The 17333-nt window shown below is 67.8% G+C and carries 13 protein-coding genes; 9 read left to right on the forward strand and 4 right to left on the reverse strand.

What is annotated here, in order from left to right:
• Positions 1-439 precede the first annotated feature (439 nt).
• Together J7I98_RS26690 and eccCa are read right to left on the reverse strand one after the other, a co-directional pair.
• Positions 440-829, reverse strand: coding sequence for a hypothetical protein (locus tag J7I98_RS26690; protein WP_214927047.1), 390 nt, complete (start codon positions 827-829; stop codon positions 440-442).
• Positions 830-987: 158 nt separating this feature from the next.
• Entirely contained in the window at positions 988-4932 is a 3945-nt protein-coding gene (eccCa, locus tag J7I98_RS26695; RefSeq protein WP_214927049.1) for a type VII secretion protein EccCa, read from the reverse strand.
• 268 nt (positions 4933-5200) lie between these two features.
• On the opposite strand from eccCa, the gene eccD reads away from it, so the two are divergent.
• The 6 genes from eccD (at position 5201) to J7I98_RS26725 (ending at position 12243) form a co-directional block, all read left to right on the forward strand.
• Complete coding sequence (gene eccD / locus J7I98_RS26700) at positions 5201-6658, forward strand: type VII secretion integral membrane protein EccD (RefSeq protein WP_214927054.1); 1458 nt, start codon at positions 5201-5203, stop codon at positions 6656-6658.
• 185 nt (positions 6659-6843) lie between these two features.
• Positions 6844-7134 (forward strand): 30S ribosomal protein S15, encoded by a 291-nt coding sequence (rpsO, locus tag J7I98_RS26705; protein ID WP_018551846.1) that lies wholly within the window; start codon positions 6844-6846, stop codon positions 7132-7134.
• A 279-nt stretch (positions 7135-7413) separates the two neighbouring features.
• The gene (locus tag J7I98_RS26710; protein WP_214927056.1) at positions 7414-9636 is read left to right on the forward strand and encodes a polyribonucleotide nucleotidyltransferase; all 2223 of its coding nucleotides are present in this window, start codon (positions 7414-7416) and stop codon (positions 9634-9636) included.
• Positions 9633-11012 (forward strand): pitrilysin family protein, encoded by a 1380-nt coding sequence (locus J7I98_RS26715; protein WP_214927058.1) that lies wholly within the window; start codon positions 9633-9635, stop codon positions 11010-11012. Before J7I98_RS26710 ends, J7I98_RS26715 begins: the two co-directional genes overlap by 4 nt.
• A gap of 23 nt (positions 11013-11035) precedes the next feature.
• A complete protein-coding gene (gene dapB, locus J7I98_RS26720) occupies positions 11036-11788 on the forward strand; it encodes a 4-hydroxy-tetrahydrodipicolinate reductase (protein ID WP_214927060.1) in 753 nt (250 codons plus the stop codon).
• A 14-nt stretch (positions 11789-11802) separates the two neighbouring features.
• Positions 11803-12243: a hypothetical protein gene (locus J7I98_RS26725; RefSeq protein WP_214927062.1), complete on the forward strand. Its 441-nt coding sequence runs from the start codon at positions 11803-11805 to the stop codon at positions 12241-12243.
• 66 nt (positions 12244-12309) lie between these two features.
• Here the strand turns inward: J7I98_RS26725 and J7I98_RS26730 are convergent, their stop codons facing one another.
• The gene (locus tag J7I98_RS26730) at positions 12310-12867 is read right to left on the reverse strand and encodes a hypothetical protein (protein WP_214927064.1); all 558 of its coding nucleotides are present in this window, start codon (positions 12865-12867) and stop codon (positions 12310-12312) included.
• 128 nt (positions 12868-12995) lie between these two features.
• Positions 12996-13187, reverse strand: coding sequence for a hypothetical protein (locus tag J7I98_RS26735; RefSeq protein ID WP_214927066.1), 192 nt, complete (start codon positions 13185-13187; stop codon positions 12996-12998).
• A 192-nt stretch (positions 13188-13379) separates the two neighbouring features.
• On the opposite strand from J7I98_RS26735, the gene thyX reads away from it, so the two are divergent.
• From thyX to J7I98_RS26750, 3 genes are all read left to right on the forward strand, one after another.
• Positions 13380-14132, forward strand: coding sequence for an FAD-dependent thymidylate synthase (gene thyX, locus J7I98_RS26740; RefSeq protein WP_214927068.1), 753 nt, complete (start codon positions 13380-13382; stop codon positions 14130-14132).
• Between the two features lie 196 nt (positions 14133-14328).
• Positions 14329-15228 carry a 4-hydroxy-tetrahydrodipicolinate synthase gene (gene dapA, locus J7I98_RS26745; protein ID WP_214927070.1) on the forward strand — a complete coding sequence of 300 codons (900 nt, stop codon included), beginning with the start codon at positions 14329-14331 and terminating at the stop codon, positions 15226-15228.
• Between the two features lie 113 nt (positions 15229-15341).
• Positions 15342-17027, forward strand: coding sequence for a ribonuclease J (locus J7I98_RS26750; RefSeq protein ID WP_214927072.1), 1686 nt, complete (start codon positions 15342-15344; stop codon positions 17025-17027).
• The last annotated feature ends 306 nt before the right edge of the window (positions 17028-17333 follow it).

The following is a 17333-nucleotide window of genomic DNA, read 5'->3' on the forward strand; positions in this document are numbered from 1 at the left end:
TGAACGTGCTCCCGTCACAACTTTGCTGCGAGCGCGTGCGCGAGCCGTTGAGAGATGGCTGTCTCGGTCGGGTAGTTGGGGACGTGACTGTTTTGCCGGTGTCCTTGGCACTACGATCTCGCTCCCACCGGGCGGGGCGAGCTGCGGACGGCCCGCTGCGTCAGTGGCCGGCGGGAACGCGGCGTAGACCAGGTGGCCGCCGTCAAATTCGTGAACATGCATGCGGGCTGGCGTCCCGTCAGGCAGCTTGGGCGGGCGTAACGGCTACGGACGATGTCGGGAGCCCGCTCGGAGGGTCCCCTGTCTCGGGTCTCGTATGTCGAAGTGGGCCGACAACTTCACCGCCACGGCGACGCCCACTCCCGTTGGGCGACCGCAGCACACTAGTCCCCAACAACCTCTTCAGTACGTCCTCTACGCCCGCCCGCCAGACCCCGCGTCAGACGGACTTGAAGTTGTTCGCCCTGGCGCCGGCCCCGGCGTCGTGCTGGGACGTGAGCGCCGCGTACTTCGCGTCCTCTTCGAGCTCGTGCTTCTCGTGGCGCACGCCCATCGCGGTGAACTTCATGCCCATGCCCGCGATCCGCTTCGCGAGGCTGGGCATCGAGTCCCTCATGCCGTCGCGCAGACCTTCGTAGACAACGCCGAAGTTCTCGCCCATCTCTTCATCGCCCCAGGGCGGCGTTTTGCCTGATTTCTTCTCGATGGCGTCCAGTCCCTCGAACAGCGCCTTCGCAGCTGTGGCGAAGTCCTGCCCCACCTCGAACATGTGGAAGCCCTCGTCCTTGAGGACCGACGCATCCGTCCTCATCGTGTCGTTTGCCGCCACAACTGCCCCCTGTAATCCGCCCGTTTGTTGCAGCGTCAGCCTATCGCCCGAGTCGCACTCCTTCCAAGGGAACGTGTGAGGGGCGGCGCCCCAGCAGGCGCCGCCCCTCACATCACGCTCGTACGGCCGCAGAGGCAGCCGGATCAGACCGGATCAGATCAGTACCGAGGCGGCAGCCACCCCGTCTGAATCATCTGCCCACTCCGGCGCCGCGTGTGGAAGTGCCCACGCCCGGGCGGCAGTTGCGTCGGAGAGATGTTGCCGAGCAGCGCACCCTCCGTACGGTCGCCGGACAGCACCAGACCCTGCGCCCCGAGCTCACGCAGGCGCTGCATCACCGGCTCGTACAGCGACCGACTTGCACCGCCCGATGCGCGCGCGATGATGACGCGCAGGCCGACGTCGCGGGCGAAGGGCAGGTACTCCAGGAGCGGGGACAGCGGGTTCATGCCCGTCGCCACCAGGTCGTAGTCGTCGACGATGACGAACGCGTCCGGGCTGTTGTACCAACTGCGGTTGCGCAGCTGCTCGGGCGTGACGTCCGGCCCCGGCATACGACGGCTGAGCGAACCCGCCAGACCCTCCAGGGTCTCCGTCAGCGCCGGCGCCGATGCGCAGTAGCGCGACAGGTGCGACTCCGGTACGCCCTCCAGGTGCGCGCGCCGGTAGTCGCCCATGACGATCTTCGCCTGGTCGGGCGTGTAGCGCTCCGTGATCTGCTTGATGAGCAGCCGCAGCACAGCCGACTTACCGGACTCGCTCTCGCCGAAGACGATGAAGTGCGGGTCCGCCTCGAAGTCGACGAAGACCGGTGCGAGCGCCGACTCGTCGATACCGAACGCGACACCGCGCTCCGGGTGCTCGAACCCCTTCGGCAGCCGGTCCGCCTCCATGACGGTGGGCAGCAGCCGCACCGTAGGAGCGGGGCTGCCCTGCCAGTTCTCGTTGATGCCCCGGATGAGCACGCCCGTCGCGTCCGCCAGGTCCTCCGTCTCCGAAGAGCCGTCGACCCGCGGCAGCGCGGTCATGAAGTGCAGCTTGTCCGTGGTCAGACCACGACCGGGGACGGACGCGGGGACGTTCTGCGCCACCTTGCGGTCGATCTCGGACTCCGTCGGGTCACCGAGCCGCAGCTCGATGCGGTTCTGCAGCATGTCCTTGAGCGCGGGCCGCACTTCCGTGTAGCGGCTCGCGGTCAGGATCACGTGCACACCGAAGCCGAGACCGCGCATCGCCATGTCGGTGATGCTGGCTTCGAGCATCTCGTAGTCCGTCTTGAACGTCGCCCAGCCGTCGACGATCAGGAAGACGTCGCCCCAGTGCTGGTCGGGCAGCAGCCCGGCCGCCCTGCGCTGCCGGAAGGTCTGGATCGAGTCGACGTTGTTCGCGCGGAAGTACTCCTCGCGGGCGTTGAGGATGCCCTCGACCTCGCTGACCGTACGGCGTACCTTCTCGGCGTCCAGACGGTTGGCGACGCCACCGACGTGCGCCAGGTCCTCCATGGCGATGAGACCGCCACCGCCGAAGTCCAGGCAGTAGAACTGCACTTCGCTCGGCGTATGCGTGAAGGCGAACGACGAGATGAGCGTACGCAGCAGAGTGGACTTGCCGGACTGCGGACCACCGATGAACAGACCGTGACCGGCCCCGCCCGAGAAGTCCCGGTACAGCACGTCGCGCCGCTGCTCGAACGGCTTGTCCACCAGGCCGACCGGCACATTGAGCCGGCCGAGCGCCGTGTACTCGGGCGCGGTCAGGCCGCGCTCCGGAGTGACCGCCAGCGCCGGCAGCAGCTGCTCCAGCGAGGGCGCCTCCTCCAGCGGCGGCAGCCACACCTGGTGGGCGGGCGGCCCCTGGTTCTCCATCTTGCTGACGATGACGTCCAGGACGGTGTCCGCGAGAGCGTCGTCGATACGGTTGTTGGCCTCGGGCTCCTCGATCACCGGCTGCGGCGGCAGCGCCACATGCTGCGCCGTGAACAGCGCGGGCCGCAGCTGAGTCGAACGGTGCACCCGGGACGGGCCCTCGCCGTGGTACGCGCCCGACACGTACGCCGCCTTGAAGCGGACCATGGTGTCGGTGTCGTACCGCAGATAGCCGGAGCCGGGGATGGACGGCAGGTGGTAGGCGTCCGGCACACCGATCGCCGTACGCGACTCGGCGGCGGAGAACGTACGCAGACCGATCCGGTACGACAGATACGTGTCCAGACCGCGCAGCTTGCCCTCTTCGAGGCGCTGCGAGGCGAGCAGCAGATGTACACCGAGCGACCGGCCGATACGGCCGATCTGGATGAACATGTCGATGAAGTCCGGCTTGGCCGTGAGGAGTTCGGAGAACTCGTCGAGCACGATCACCAGAGAAGCCAACGGCTCGAGTGCCGCGCCGGCCGCGCGCGCCTTCTCGTAGTCGTGGATGTTTGCGTAATTGCCGGCCGTACGCAGCAGCTCCTGGCGGCGCTGCATCTCACCCATGATCGAGTCACGCATACGGTCGACGAGCGTGAGGTCGTCCGCCAGGTTGGTGATGACGGCCGCAGTGTGCGGCATGTCCACCATGCCGGCGAAGGTCGCACCGCCCTTGAAGTCCGCGAGGATGAAGTTCAGCGTCTCCGAGGAGTGCGTCACCGCGAGACCGAGCACCAGCGTACGCAGCACCTCGGACTTGCCGGAGCCGGTCGCGCCGACACACAGGCCGTGCGGGCCCATGCCCTCCTGCGAGGCCTCCTTGAGGTCCAGCATGACCGGCTCGCCGTTCTCGCCGACGCCGATCGGCACGCGCAGCCGCTCGTGCAGCGTGCGCGGACGCCAGGTGCGCGAGACGTCGACGGCGCCGGCGTCACCGATACCCATGAGGTCCGTGAAGTCCAGGTTGGAGAGGAGGGGTTCGCCTTCCTCCGCCGTACCGACACGGAAGGCGGCGAGCTGCCTCGCCAGCGACTCCGCCTGCTCCAGGCTCAGCTCGTCGGGCTTGCCGGTGTACGCCGACTCGTGGCCCACGTACAGCTTCATGCGGTTCGGCTTCAGATGCGCCGTCAGACCGCCGCGCAGCTCGTCCTCCAGCTCCCCGGGGGCGATCTCCAGGAAGGTGACGCCCTGAAGCCCTTCCGCGCCGGCGAGTCCGGAGTCCGGCGGTACGGTCCCGCCGTCGAGTACCACGATCAGGTGCGGCTGGTCGTAGACCGGGTTCGCGTCCCGGTTCCAGCGCGGCCGGTCGGCCAGCTGGTCCTCCAGCGCCTCCTCCAGCTCACCGAGGTCGTCGAACAGGAGCCGGGACGAGCCCGCCCCGTCCTTGGCCTTCGGATGCTGGGTGTGCGGCAGCCACTTGATCCAGTCCCAGTCCGTGGCGGCGGCGGGATGCGCGACCACGGCAATCATCAGGTCTTCCGGGGAGTGCAGCGTCACGAGCTGGGCGATCGCCGCACGGGCGTTGCCGTACACCGTGTCGGTGTCTCCGGACAGTGCCACGTGGTAGAAGGCGCGCAGCGAGACGGCGACCGGCAGGTCGGCCAGACTGCCGTGCGCGTCGAGGAAGGCCTTCATGGCCGCCGCGGTCAGCGGTTCCAGCTCCTCCTTGGGTGCGGTCTCCGGCGCGGCGAGCGGAGTCGCCAGCTGCTGGTTGCCGAGCCCCATGCGTACGGAGGCGAAGTCGGCGTCGGTCGGGCGCCGTTCCCACAGCCGCTTGCCGTCGGCGGCCACTGCCCACAGCTGGTCCGGGTCGGGATGCTGGAACAGCTGCGTGCGCCGCTGCAGATCCGCGGTCTTGTGCACGTCCTTGCGGACCTGCTCCAGATAGCGGAAGTAGTCGCGCCGGTCCTGCGCCATCCCCGCGCCGCCGCCCTGCCGGGACTTGGCGAACTGGGCAATGGCCATGGCGAGGGTCGAAGCGAGCATCAGGCCGCCCACCACTCGCATGTAGGAGGGCAGGTTCGGCATGAAGAAGAAACCGACAGAACCCAGCATGCCGAACATAGGCAGCAGGTTCATCAGAACGCTGTCATCGCCCTCCCGCGGAATCTCGGGCGGCGTCTCCAACTTGACCTCGCCGTCCGGGACAGCAGGCAGCTGTATCCGCGGCTGCCGTTTGATGATGACGACGCTCACCGATGCACTCATCCTTCGCGATTGCTGTGTCTTCCCGGGTGCAACCCCCGGACCCCCGGCCCGAAGAGCAGGCACGCGTAGGCGTTGATCCTACTGTTACGCCCATGCGCGAAGAGAGGCGGGAGCGAGGCAGGAGCGTGGAGATGCGGGGGAGGGCGAGGAGGAATGAGGGAGGCGGGGCCTTTGCCCCCTGGAGCAACCGATATGGTGGCGCTCCGCGTCGTACGAGCGGCGTAAGGAAAGCTTGTCTAGCAGGGGGAACTACCAGGTGAGCACGGGCACATCGACGGGTTTCTGCCGAGTCACCGTCGCAGCACCGGACAGCCGAATCGATGTGGCGCTGCCGGAGGACCTGCCGATCCAGGACATCTACCCGGAGATCATCAGGCTCTCTGGGATGGCGCAGTCCGACAACAGCCTTGCCGGCTACCACCTCGTACGCCGCGACGGCCATGTGCTCGACGCCAGCCGTTCGTTGCTGGAGCACCGGGTCCGGGACGGCGAGGTGCTGTTGCTGCGCACATTCGCCGATTCGCTGCCGCCGGCCGTACATGACGACGTGGTCGACGCCGTCGCCACCGCCGTCAAGCAGGACCTCCGCAGCTGGAACGACAACCTGATGCGGGTGGCCGGCCTGGTCTCCGGCGTGCTGCTGCTGACGATGCTCGGCTTCGTGTTCTGGTTCGCGGACCCGCTCCGGCACGACATGCACGGCCTCCAGGGCATAGTCGCCGGTGTGGTCGCACTGGCCCTGACGGCACTCGCAGGCGTACGTGCCCGGGTGTACGAGGACCGGGGATCGGCCGTCGCACTGGGCATCGCCGCACTGCCGCACGCACTCATCGCCGGCTCCGGCGTCATTCCGCAGGACGCGGGCGAAGGCCCCGGCAGGCTCCAGTTCCTCGTCGGCTGCGTCGCCGTACTGCTCTTCTCCGTCGTACTGATCATGCTGCTGCCGCAGGGAGACGCACCGTTCGTCGCCGCGGCGCTGGCCGCCACGATCGGCACACTCGCCGCGTTCTGCGGAGTACTCACCGAGGCGCAGCCCCGCGAGATCGCGGCCGGCACCTCGGTCGTCGCCCTGGCGGTCGTCGGCTTCCTGCCGGGCTGGTCGGCCCGCTTCGCCAAGCTGCCGATCGGTTTCCGTAATCCGGAAGACCTCGCCAGGGCCCGTCGCGAGGGCCAGGAGGGCAGCCTCGAAGCCGTCGACGTCCAGCGCATCGTCGCCCAGACCAGCCGTGGCCACGAGCTGCTCCTCGGCCTGGTCGGCGGCTGCGCCGTCGTCATCGTCGGCGCCGGCGGCGCGGTACTCGGCTTCAGCGACAGCGGCTGGGCCCAGCTCATGGCCCTGGTCACCGCGCTCGCCGCGCTCCTTCGGGCACGCCTGTTCCGCTACACCGCCCAGGTCGCCTGCCTGCTGGTGGCCGGTGTCCTCACGACCGGCCTGCTGGTGCTCGGCCTCGCGATCTCGCCCCCGCTGGAGATCATCAAGGACCTGGCCCTGGGCAACTCCGCGGGCATCGACGTACGGACCCTGTGGCTCGGCGCCTCGGTCGCCGTCGGCGCGCTGCTCCTGATCGCGATCGCCCTGATCGTTCCGCAGAAGGGCCTCTCGCCCTTCTGGGGCCGCATGCTGGACCTCGCGGATTCGCTGGTGCTGCTCTCCTTGATCCCGATCTGCCTGGCCGTCCTCGACGTGTACGCCAAGGTCCGCGGCGGCGTCTGACCCCCACAGGCGGCCGTCAGGGGCACTCGCATCTGCTGGTAAGCTGCATGACGGCCGCTTGTGTATGCGCCCCCGGACATCCGGAGGCTGCGCCCAGCGGATCCCCGCCTCCCGAGTAACGGAAGCTCCCCAGAGAATTCGACCTGGGGCACTCGATGGCAATACGAAGACCAAGAGGAGTACGCGTGCCGCTCGACGCCGCTACGAAGAAGCAGATCATGACCGAGTTCGCTCAGAAGGAAGGCGACACCGGCTCCCCCGAGGTCCAGGTCGCCATGCTTTCGCGCCGGATCTCGGACCTCACCGAGCACCTCAAGACGCACAAGCACGACCACCACTCCCGCCGTGGTCTGCTGATCCTGGTCGGCCAGCGTCGCCGCCTGCTGCAGTACCTGGCCAAGAAGGACATCCAGCGCTTCCGTGCCCTGGTCGACCGCCTCGGCATCCGCCGTGGCGCGGCCGGCGGCGCCAAGTAAGACGGACGTCGTGAAGGGAGCGGTTCCCCACTTCTAGGGGACCGCTCCCTTTGCTGTACGTGCGAGTCGTACCGGACGCTAAGTAGTCTGGTCGTACACGAACACAGAACGAGCGAGAAGCGGCTTCCCCGCCGCCGGTCCTCGGTAGTGGCCCCCGGAGCACATACTCCCCCGGGAGCTTCGATCGAAGACCGGCCCGCAGCTGAAGCGCTTCTCCGCCACCGTCCCCCGCCACACGGGCTCGGGGACGAAAGACGAAACGTAACGGAGATAACGCTAGTGGAGAACGAGACCCACTACGCCGAGGCCGTCATTGACAACGGCACCTTCGGCACCCGCACCATCCGCTTCGAGACGGGCCGCCTGGCCAAGCAGGCCGCCGGCTCCGCCGTGGCGTACCTGGACGACGACACCATGGTGCTGTCGGCCACCACCGCTTCCAAGAAGCCCAAGGACCAGCTCGACTTCTTCCCCCTGACGGTGGACGTCGAGGAGCGGATGTACTCGGCCGGAAAGATTCCCGGCTCCTTCTTCCGTCGTGAGGGCCGGCCCTCCGAGGACGCCGTCCTCACCTGCCGCCTGATCGACCGCCCGCTGCGCCCCTCCTTCAAGAAGGGCCTGCGCAACGAGATCCAGATCGTCGAGACGATCATGGCTCTCAACCCCGACCACCTGTACGACGTGGTCGCGATCAACGCCGCCTCCTGCTCCACGCAGCTGGCCGGCCTGCCCTTCTCCGGCCCGATCGGCGGCACCCGTGTCGCCCTGATCAAGGGCCAGTGGGTCGCGTTCCCGACGCACACCGAGCTCGAGGACGCCGTCTTCGACATGGTGGTCGCGGGCCGCGTCCTGGAGGACGGCGACGTCGCGATCATGATGGTCGAGGCCGAGGCCACCGAGAAGACGGTGCAGCTCGTCAAGGACGGTGCCGAGGCCCCGACCGAGGAGATCGTCGCCGCCGGTCTCGAGGCCGCGAAGCCGTTCATCAAGGTCCTCTGCAAGGCCCAGTCGGACCTCGCCGCCAAGGCTGCCAAGCCCACCGGCGACTTCCCGGTCTTCCTCGAGTACCAGGACGACGTGCTGGAGGCGCTGACCGCCGCCGTCAAGTCCGAGCTCACGCAGGCGCTCACCATCGCCGGCAAGCAGGACCGCGAGACCGAGCTCGACCGCATCAAGGAGATCGCCGCCGAGAAGCTGCTCCCGCAGTTCGAGGGTCGCGAGAAGGAGATCTCCGGTGCCTACCGCGCGCTGACCAAGTCCCTGGTCCGCGAGCGCGTCATCAAGGACAAGGTCCGCATCGACGGCCGTGGCGTCACGGACATCCGTACGCTCGCCGCCGAGGTCGAGGCCATCCCGCGCGTGCACGGTTCGGCGCTGTTCGAGCGTGGCGAGACCCAGATCCTGGGCGTCACCACCCTGAACATGCTCCGTATGGAGCAGCAGCTGGACACTCTCTCCCCGGTGACCCGCAAGCGCTACATGCACAACTACAACTTCCCGCCGTACTCCGTCGGTGAGACCGGCCGCGTGGGCTCGCCCAAGCGCCGCGAGATCGGCCACGGTGCGCTCGCCGAGCGTGCCATCGTGCCGGTGCTGCCGACGCGCGAGGAGTTCCCGTACGCGATCCGTCAGGTCTCCGAGGCGCTGGGCTCCAACGGCTCGACGTCCATGGGCTCGGTCTGCGCCTCCACCATGTCGCTGCTGAACGCCGGTGTGCCGCTCAAGGCCCCCGTCGCCGGTATCGCCATGGGCCTGATCTCGCAGGAGATCGACGGCAAGACCCACTACGTCGCCCTCACCGACATCCTCGGTGCGGAGGACGCGTTCGGTGACATGGACTTCAAGGTCGCCGGTACGAAGGAATTCGTCACCGCCCTCCAGCTCGACACCAAGCTGGACGGCATCCCGGCCTCCGTCCTGGCCGCGGCCCTCAAGCAGGCCCGCGACGCCCGCCTCCACATCCTCGACGTGATGATGGAAGCGATCGACACGCCGGACGAGATGTCCCCGAACGCCCCGCGGATCATCACCGTCAAGATCCCCGTGGACAAGATCGGCGAGGTCATCGGCCCCAAGGGCAAGATGATCAACCAGATCCAGGAGGACACGGGCGCGGACATCACGATCGAGGACGACGGCACCATCTACATCGGTGCCCAGGTCGGCTCGCAGGCCGAGGCGGCCCGCGCGACGATCAACGCGATCGCGAACCCGACCATGCCGGAGGTCGGCGAGCGTTACCTGGGTACGGTCGTCAAGACCACCACCTTCGGTGCCTTCGTCTCCCTGATGCCCGGCAAGGACGGTCTGCTGCACATCTCGCAGATCCGTAAGCTCGCCGGCGGCAAGCGCGTGGAGAACGTCGAGGACGTGCTCGGTGTGGGCCAGAAGGTCCAGGTCGAGATCGCCGAGATCGACTCCCGCGGCAAGCTCTCCCTCGTCCCCGTGATCGAGGGCGAAGAGGGCTCCGAGGCCGACCAGAAGGCCGACGCCGACCAGTGACATCCCGTAGTTCCGTGACGACGGCCCGCACCTCCTCGGAGGCGCGGGCCGTCGCCCGTACCCAAACACTGCTCAAGGGCAAGGACGGAATCGGTACGGTCCGCAGGACCACCCTCCCCGGGGGCCTGCGCGTCGTCACCGAGACCCTGCCCGCCGTCCGCTCCGCAACCTTCGGCATCTGGGCGCACGTCGGCTCCCGTGACGAGACGCCGTCCCTGAACGGCGCCACGCACTACCTGGAGCACCTCCTCTTCAAGGGCACCAAGAAGCGCAGTGCTCTCGACATCTCGTCCGCGATCGACGCGGTCGGCGGCGAGATGAACGCCTTCACGACGAAGGAGTACACCTGCTACTACGCACGTGTGCTGGACACCGATCTCCCCCTCGCCATCGACATCGTCTGCGACATGCTGACGGGGTCGCTCATCGAGGCCGCGGACGTCGACGCCGAGCGCGGCGTCATCCTCGAAGAGATCGCGATGACCGAGGACGACCCGGGCGACTGCGTGCACGACCTGTTCGCGCACACCATGCTCGGCGACACCCCCCTCGGCCGCCCGGTCCTCGGCACCGTGGACACCGTCAACGCCCTGACGGCCGACCGGATCCGCCGCTTCTACAAGAAGCACTACGACCCGACGCACCTCGTCGTCGCGGCCGCAGGCAACGTGGATCACGCCACCGTCGTACGCCAGGTCCGCAAGGCCTTCGAACGGGCCGGCGCCCTGTCCCGTACGGACGCGGAACCGCTCGCCCCGCGCGACGGTTCCCGCACCATCCGCACCGCGGGCCGCGTAGAGCTGCTGAACCGCAAGACCGAACAGGCCCACGTGGTCCTCGGCATGCCCGGCATCGCCCGCACCGACGACCGCCGCTGGGCACTCGGCGTACTCAACACCGCCCTCGGCGGCGGCATGAGCTCGCGCCTCTTCCAGGAGGTACGGGAGAAGCGCGGCCTGGCCTACAGCGTGTACTCGTACACCTCCAGCTTCGCCGACTGCGGACTCTTCGGCGTCTACGCCGGGTGCCGGCCCAGCCAGGTCCACGACGTGCTCAAGATCTGCCGGGACGAGCTCGAAAAGGTCGCCTCGGACGGTCTGCCGGACGAGGAGATCTCCCGCGCCGTCGGCCAGCTGTCGGGCTCCACCGTCCTCGGCCTGGAGGACACCGGTGCGCTGATGAACCGTATCGGCAAGAGCGAACTGGCCTGGGGCGAGCACATCTCCGTCGACGACATGCTCGCCGGCATGGCGGCGGTCACCCCCGACGAGGTACGAGCCGTGGCCGCCGACATCCTGGGCCACCGGCCCTCGCTCTCGGTCATCGGCCCGCTGAAGGACAAGCAGGCCGACCGCCTGCACGAATCAGTCGCCTAGAGACGTCAGAAAGAAGCAAAGCAATGAGCAAGCTGCGCGTGGCCGTTCTCGGTGCCAAGGGCCGTATCGGCGCCGAGGCCGTACGAGCCGTCGAGGCCGCGGACGACATGGAACTGGTGGCGACGCTGAGCCGGGGCGACAAACTGGAAGCCCTGGTGGAAGCCGAAGCCCAGGTCGCGGTCGAGCTGACCACCCCTGCCTCGGTGATGGGCAACCTCGACTTCTGCGTACGCCATGGCATCCACGCCGTCGTCGGCACCACCGGCTGGACCGACGAACGCCTCGCGCAGCTGCGCAGCTGGCTCGACGCCTTCCCGCAGACGGGTGTGCTCATCGCGCCCAACTTCTCCATCGGCGCCGTCCTGACCATGAAGTTCGCCCAGCAGGCGGCCCCGTACTTCGAATCCGTCGAGGTCGTCGAGCTGCACCACCCGAACAAGGCCGACGCCCCGTCCGGCACAGCGACCCGCACCGCCCAGCTCATCGCGGCCGCGCGCGCCGAGGCCGGCAGCGCCCCCCAGCCCGACGCCACCACGACGGCGCTGGACGGCGCCCGCGGCGCGGACGTGGACGGCGTACCCGTACACGCCATCCGCCTCCGCGGGCTCCTCGCACACCAGGAAGTCCTCCTCGGCGGCGAGGGCGAGACCCTCACCATCCGGCACGACTCCCTGCACCACAGCAGCTTCATGCCGGGCATCCTGCTCGGCGTGCGCCGCGTGGTGACCACTCCCGGCCTCACGTTCGGCCTGGAAAACTTCCTCGATCTGAACTGACGGCACGAACAGCCATGCGCGCAAAGATCACGTACTTCGTCCTGGTCGCCGTCCTGGTCGTCTACTTCGTCCTGGCCGGCAGCCGCGGCTACTTCCTCATCCGGGAAGGCACCGCCCTCACCGTCACCTTCGGCATCGCGGTGCTGATCCTGCCGGCCATCGGCATCTGGTTCCTCTGGCACACCACGCAGTTCGCCCGCAAGGCGGACCTGCTGTCGGCGAAGCTGGAAGCCGAAGGCGGCCTGCCCGTCGACGAGTTGGTACGTACACCCGGCGGACGCATCGACCGTGACTCCGCCGACGAGGTCTTCGCCAGGCGCCGCGCGGAGACCGAGGACACCCCGGACGACTGGCGTTCCTGGTTCCGGCTCGCCATCGCCTACTACGACGCACGGGACACTCCGCGCGCCCGCAAGGCGATGCAGCACGCGATCGCGCTGCACGACGGCAAGTGAGGACATGTGAGAGGGGGCGTCCGGCCGGACGCCCCCTCTCACATGTCACATGTCCTCACGCACGGATCACGCGCGTCGGTACTCGTCCCCCCAGGCTTCGACCGTGTCGGCAGCCCGGTCGAAGGCTTCCGCCCTGGACAGGAAATCCGCGTTGTGATCGGTGAGCAGCGTCAGCTGCTCACCGCCCTGCCACGCCAGTACGAGCGCCTGCCCCTGTACGGTGCGCGGCAGCCCGAGCCACCGCACCGGCTGCTGGACCGTCCGCACCGTCGTTGCCCGGTCCCAGGCCACCGTGGTCGTCACGAAGAAGCCCACGCGCCGCAGCCCGTGCTTGCTGACCCAGGCGCCGACGCGCAGCAGCCGCAGGGCGGCGGCGATCACCAGGACGGCGATGCCGAGACAGAGACCGGCCCCCGGCAGCGCACCGGCGAAGGCGATGACCATGGTCGCCAGCAGGATGAACGACGCCAGCAGCAGAAGCAGCGCCGAGGCCCCGACGCGCCACGGACCGGGGCGGTAGGGCCGCCGCCATTGATCGTGGTCGTCGAAGGGCAGCGCGACATCGTCGGAGGTCTCACCGGACGCTTCAAAAGCACGGTCGGCCGTCAGGAAGGGCAGGGGCACGACTGATCCTCACTCACCAGCACGCTCGATTGGGCTGTGCCCGGTGAGGCTACCGAGGAGGCCTCCGGCGGGCCACCTCAGGGGTCCATGGGGGTGCCCCCACGCCCGTTCAGGGCAATGGGGGAGAGTCACGCTCCGAGGGCGGGAAGCCCGAAGAGCAACGATCCGGCCAGTCCGGCGACGATGGTGAGGCCCATCAGCGTACGGCCGACGAGCTCGGACGCACTGGGACGTTCGCGAGGCGGCGGGGTGACATTACTGCGGAATCGGTCGGCCTCGGCAACGAATGCGAAGGGGACGGACTCTCGCCGGCGCAGCATAGGGCAGCACTCCTTGTGATTTTTTGTGGGACTCAGGGCTTCTACAGAGACAGACGTTCAAAACCGTCCGTCGGTGCCCGATTTCCCGGAATTGACCAAAGCATGTCTGCCGCACTCCGTCCGGCCCTCGCTGTCAGTCCTCCGTCGTAGAGTGTGGGGCGCCCGAGCGATGTACATGGAAGGACCCCGCCGGTGTCTGTTACCCCTGATGGCACGCCCATCGAGACCGCCAAGCCCAGCTTCCGCAGCGAAGTGACCGTCGAGCTGGTGAAGCACACCGCCGGCGACTCCGACGTGCTGTGGGCCGCCCGTGTCTCCACCGCCGGCGAGCAGTCCCTGGAGGAGCTCAGCAAGGACCCCGAGCGCTCCAAGGGCCTCATCAATTACCTGATGCGGGACCGCCACGGCAGCCCCTTCGAGCACAACTCGATGACCTTCTTCATCAGCGCGCCGATTTTCGTCTTCCGTGAGTTCATGCGGCACCGCGTCGGTTGGTCGTACAACGAAGAGTCGGGCCGCTACAGGGAGCTGGAGCCGGTCTTCTACGTTCCGGGTGAGTCCCGCAAGCTCGTCCAGCAGGGCCGTCCCGGCAAGTACGAATTCGTCGAGGGCACCCCGGAGCAGCAGCAGCTCACCACCCGCGCGATGCAGGACTCGTACCGTCAGGCGTACGAGGCGTACCAGGAGATGCTCGCAGCGGGCGTCGCCCGCGAGGTGGCCCGCGCGGTGCTCCCCGTCGGCCTCTACTCCTCGATGTACGCGACATGCAACGCCCGCTCGCTGATGCACTTCCTCGGCCTGCGCACCCAGCACGAGCTTGCGAAAGTGCCGTCCTTCCCGCAGCGCGAGATCGAGATGGTGGGGGAGCAGATGGAGGCGCACTGGGCGAAGCTCATGCCCCTCACGTACGCGGCCTTCAACGCGAATGGCCGAATCGCCCCGTAACGCCTGAGCACAGATGTACGGATCAGCCGTCCGAAGTGTTCGGATTGCCGCAGTTCGAGAATTTCATCTAGGCTGATCAAACGGACCCGGCACTGCTTGAACCCCCGAGCAGGCAGTGCCGGGTTCCACTTCTTCCACCGCCTCTCCCCTCCCCCGAGGGGACACCCCGCGTTGAGCAGCGAGTAGCGTGTTACCCATGGCTCCGATCTCCACTCCGCAGACCCCCTTCGGGCGGGTCCTCACCGCCATGATCACGCCCTTCACGGCGGACGGCGCACTCGACCTCGACGGCGCCCAGCGTCTTGCCGCCCACCTGGTGGACGCAGGCAACGACGGGCTGATCGTCAACGGCACCACCGGCGAGTCGCCGACCACCAGCGACGCGGAGAAAAACGACCTGGTGCGGGCTGTACTGGAAGCGGTCGGAGACCGGGCCCATGTCGTGGCCGGAATCGGTACCAACGACACCCGCCACAGCATCGAGCTGGCCCGCACCGCCGAGCAGACCGGCGCCCACGGCCTCCTCGCCGTGACGCCGTACTACAACAAGCCCCCGCAAGAGGGGCTGTTCCAGCACTTCACGGCCATTGCGGACAGCACCGGCCTCCCGGTCATGCTCTACGACATCCCCGGCCGCAGCGGCGTCCCGATCAACACCGAGACGATCGTCCGGCTCGCCGAGCACCCGCGGATCGTGGCCAACAAGGACGCCAAGGGCGACCTCGGCCGCTCCAGCTGGGCCATCGCCCAGAGCGGCCTGGCCTGGTACTCCGGCGACGACATGCTCAACCTGCCGCTCCTTTCCGTCGGCGCGGTCGGCTTCGTCTCCGTCGTGGGCCACGTCGTCACGCCCGAGCTGCGCGCACTCCTCGAGGCCCACCTCTCCGGCGACGTACGCAAGGCGACCGAGATCCACCAGCGGCTGCTCCCGGTCTACACCGGCATGTTCCGTACCCAGGGCGTCATCACCACCAAGGCCGCCCTCACCCTGCAGGGCCTGCCCGCCGGCCCGCTGCGCCTGCCCCTCGTGGAGCTCACGCCGGAGGAATCCGCGCAGCTCAAGAGGGACCTCACGGCCGGTGGCGTACAGATCTAGCCAAAGACTTCACAACTGAATAAGCACGAATCCCATAGACAACAGCAAGTGCACGAATGACACACGCGCCACGTGCCTCAGCGGTACGTGGCGCGCGTGGTGAGGAGAGTCTTTTGAGTCATCCGCATCCTGAACTCGGTACGCCGCCGAAGCTCCCGAAGGGCGGCCTGCGCGTAACCCCGCTCGGCGGTCTCGGCGAGATCGGCCGGAACATGACGGTCTTCGAGTACGGCGGCCGCCTGCTCATCGTCGACTGCGGTGTGCTCTTCCCCGAGGAGGAGCAGCCCGGAATCGACCTGATCCTGCCGGACTTCACGTCCATCAAGGACCGTCTCGACGACATCGAAGGCATCGTGCTCACGCACGGCCACGAGGACCACATCGGTGGCGTCCCCTACCTGCTCCGCCTGAAGCAGGACATCCCGCTGATCGGCTCCAAGCTGACCCTCGCGCTGATCGAGGCGAAGCTCCAGGAGCACCGCATCCGCCCGTACACCCTTGAGGTCAGCGAGGGCCACCGCGAGCGTGTCGGCCCCTTCGACTGCGAATTCGTGGCGGTCAACCACTCCATCCCGGACGCGCTGGCCGTTGCCATCCGCACCCCGGCGGGCATGGTCGTCCACACCGGCGACTTCAAGATGGACCAGCTCCCGCTGGACCGCCGCCTGACCGACCTCCCGACCTTCGCCAAGCTCGGCGAGGAAGGCATCGACCTCCTCCTCTCCGACTCGACGAACGCAGAGGTCCCGGGCTTCGTACCGCCCGAGCGCGACATCTCGAACGTCCTGCGTACGGTCTTCGCGAACGCCCAGAAGCGCATCATCGTGGCCAGCTTCGCCAGCCACGTGCACCGCATCCAGCAGATCCTCGACGCCGCCCATGAGTACGGGCGCCGCGTCGCCTTCGTGGGCCGCTCGATGGTCAGGAACATGGGCATCGCCCGCGACCTGGGCTATCTCAAGGTCCCGGCCGGTCTCGTCGTCGACGTAAAGACCCTCGACGACCTTCCCGACCACGAGGTAGTCCTCGTCTGCACCGGCTCCCAGGGCGAGCCGATGGCCGCGCTCTCCCGCATGGCCAATCGCGACCACCAGATCCGCATCGTCCAGGGCGACACCGTCATCCTGGCGTCGTCGCTCATCCCGGGCAACGAGAACGCGGTCTACCGGGTCATCAACGGTCTGACCCGCTGGGGCGCCAACGTCATCCACAAGGGCAACGCCAAGGTCCACGTCTCCGGCCACGCCTCCGCCGGCGAGCTGTTGTACTTCTACAACATCTGCAAGCCGAAGAACCTGATGCCGGTCCACGGCGAATGGCGCCACCTCCGCGCCAACGCCGAGCTGGGTGCCCTGACGGGTGTCCCTAAGGACCACATCGTCATCGCCGAGGACGGCGTGGTGGTCGACCTCATCGACGGCCGCGCGAAGATCGTCGGCAAGGTCCAGGCGGGCTATGTGTACGTCGACGGCCTTTCGGTCGGCGATGTCACCGAGACCCACCTCAAGGACCGCCGCATCCTCGGCGAGGAAGGCTTCGTCTCGGTCTTCGTCGTGGTGGACACCGCCACAGGCAAGATCGTGGGCGGCCCGAACTTCCACGCCCGCGGCTCCGGCATCGAGGACTCGGCCTTCTCGGCCGTCGCCCCCCGGATCGAAGACGCCATTGCCAAGTCGGCCTCCGACGGCGTCATCGAGCCGCACCAGATCCAGCAGCTCATCCGCCGCACGGTCGGCAAGTGGGTCTCCGACACCTACCGTCGGCGCCCGATGATCCTGCCTGTTGTAGTAGAGGTCTGACACAGCCTCAGGAGCGGAGCCCCTCGATTTGCATCGGGGCGCTCCGCTCCAGTACGTTTACGGCTCCGCCTGAACGGGAAGCCCCGGGCACACTCGTGCGCCTGGATGACCCGAACGGGGCGGGAATTCCGACTCAGAACTTCTGATAAAGTCGGAGTCGCCGGAAAGGGAAACGCGAAAGCGGAAACCTGAAAGGCGCCGAGGAAGTCGGACACGAAAGAGTCTGATAGAGTCGGAAACACGAAATACCGAACGAAAGCCCGGAGGAAAGCCCGCGAGGGTGAGTACAAAGGAAGCGTCCGTTTG

Source organism: Streptomyces sp. ISL-98 (genome assembly GCF_018614055.1).
Classification (GTDB): domain Bacteria; phylum Actinomycetota; class Actinomycetes; order Streptomycetales; family Streptomycetaceae; genus Streptomyces; species Streptomyces spiramyceticus.

What these genes read in the sequence shown, in the direction of transcription:
- J7I98_RS26725 (WP_214927062.1), top strand. Translation starts at nt 11,803, where the DNA reads ATGCGCGCAAAGATCACGTACTTCGTCCTGGTCGCCGTCCTGGTCGTC.
- dapB (WP_214927060.1), top strand. Translation starts at nt 11,036, where the DNA reads ATGAGCAAGCTGCGCGTGGCCGTTCTCGGTGCCAAGGGCCGTATCGGC.
- dapA (WP_214927070.1), top strand. Translation starts at nt 14,329, where the DNA reads ATGGCTCCGATCTCCACTCCGCAGACCCCCTTCGGGCGGGTCCTCACC.
- J7I98_RS26735 (WP_214927066.1), bottom strand. Translation starts at nt 13,187, where the DNA reads ATGCTGCGCCGGCGAGAGTCCGTCCCCTTCGCATTCGTTGCCGAGGCC.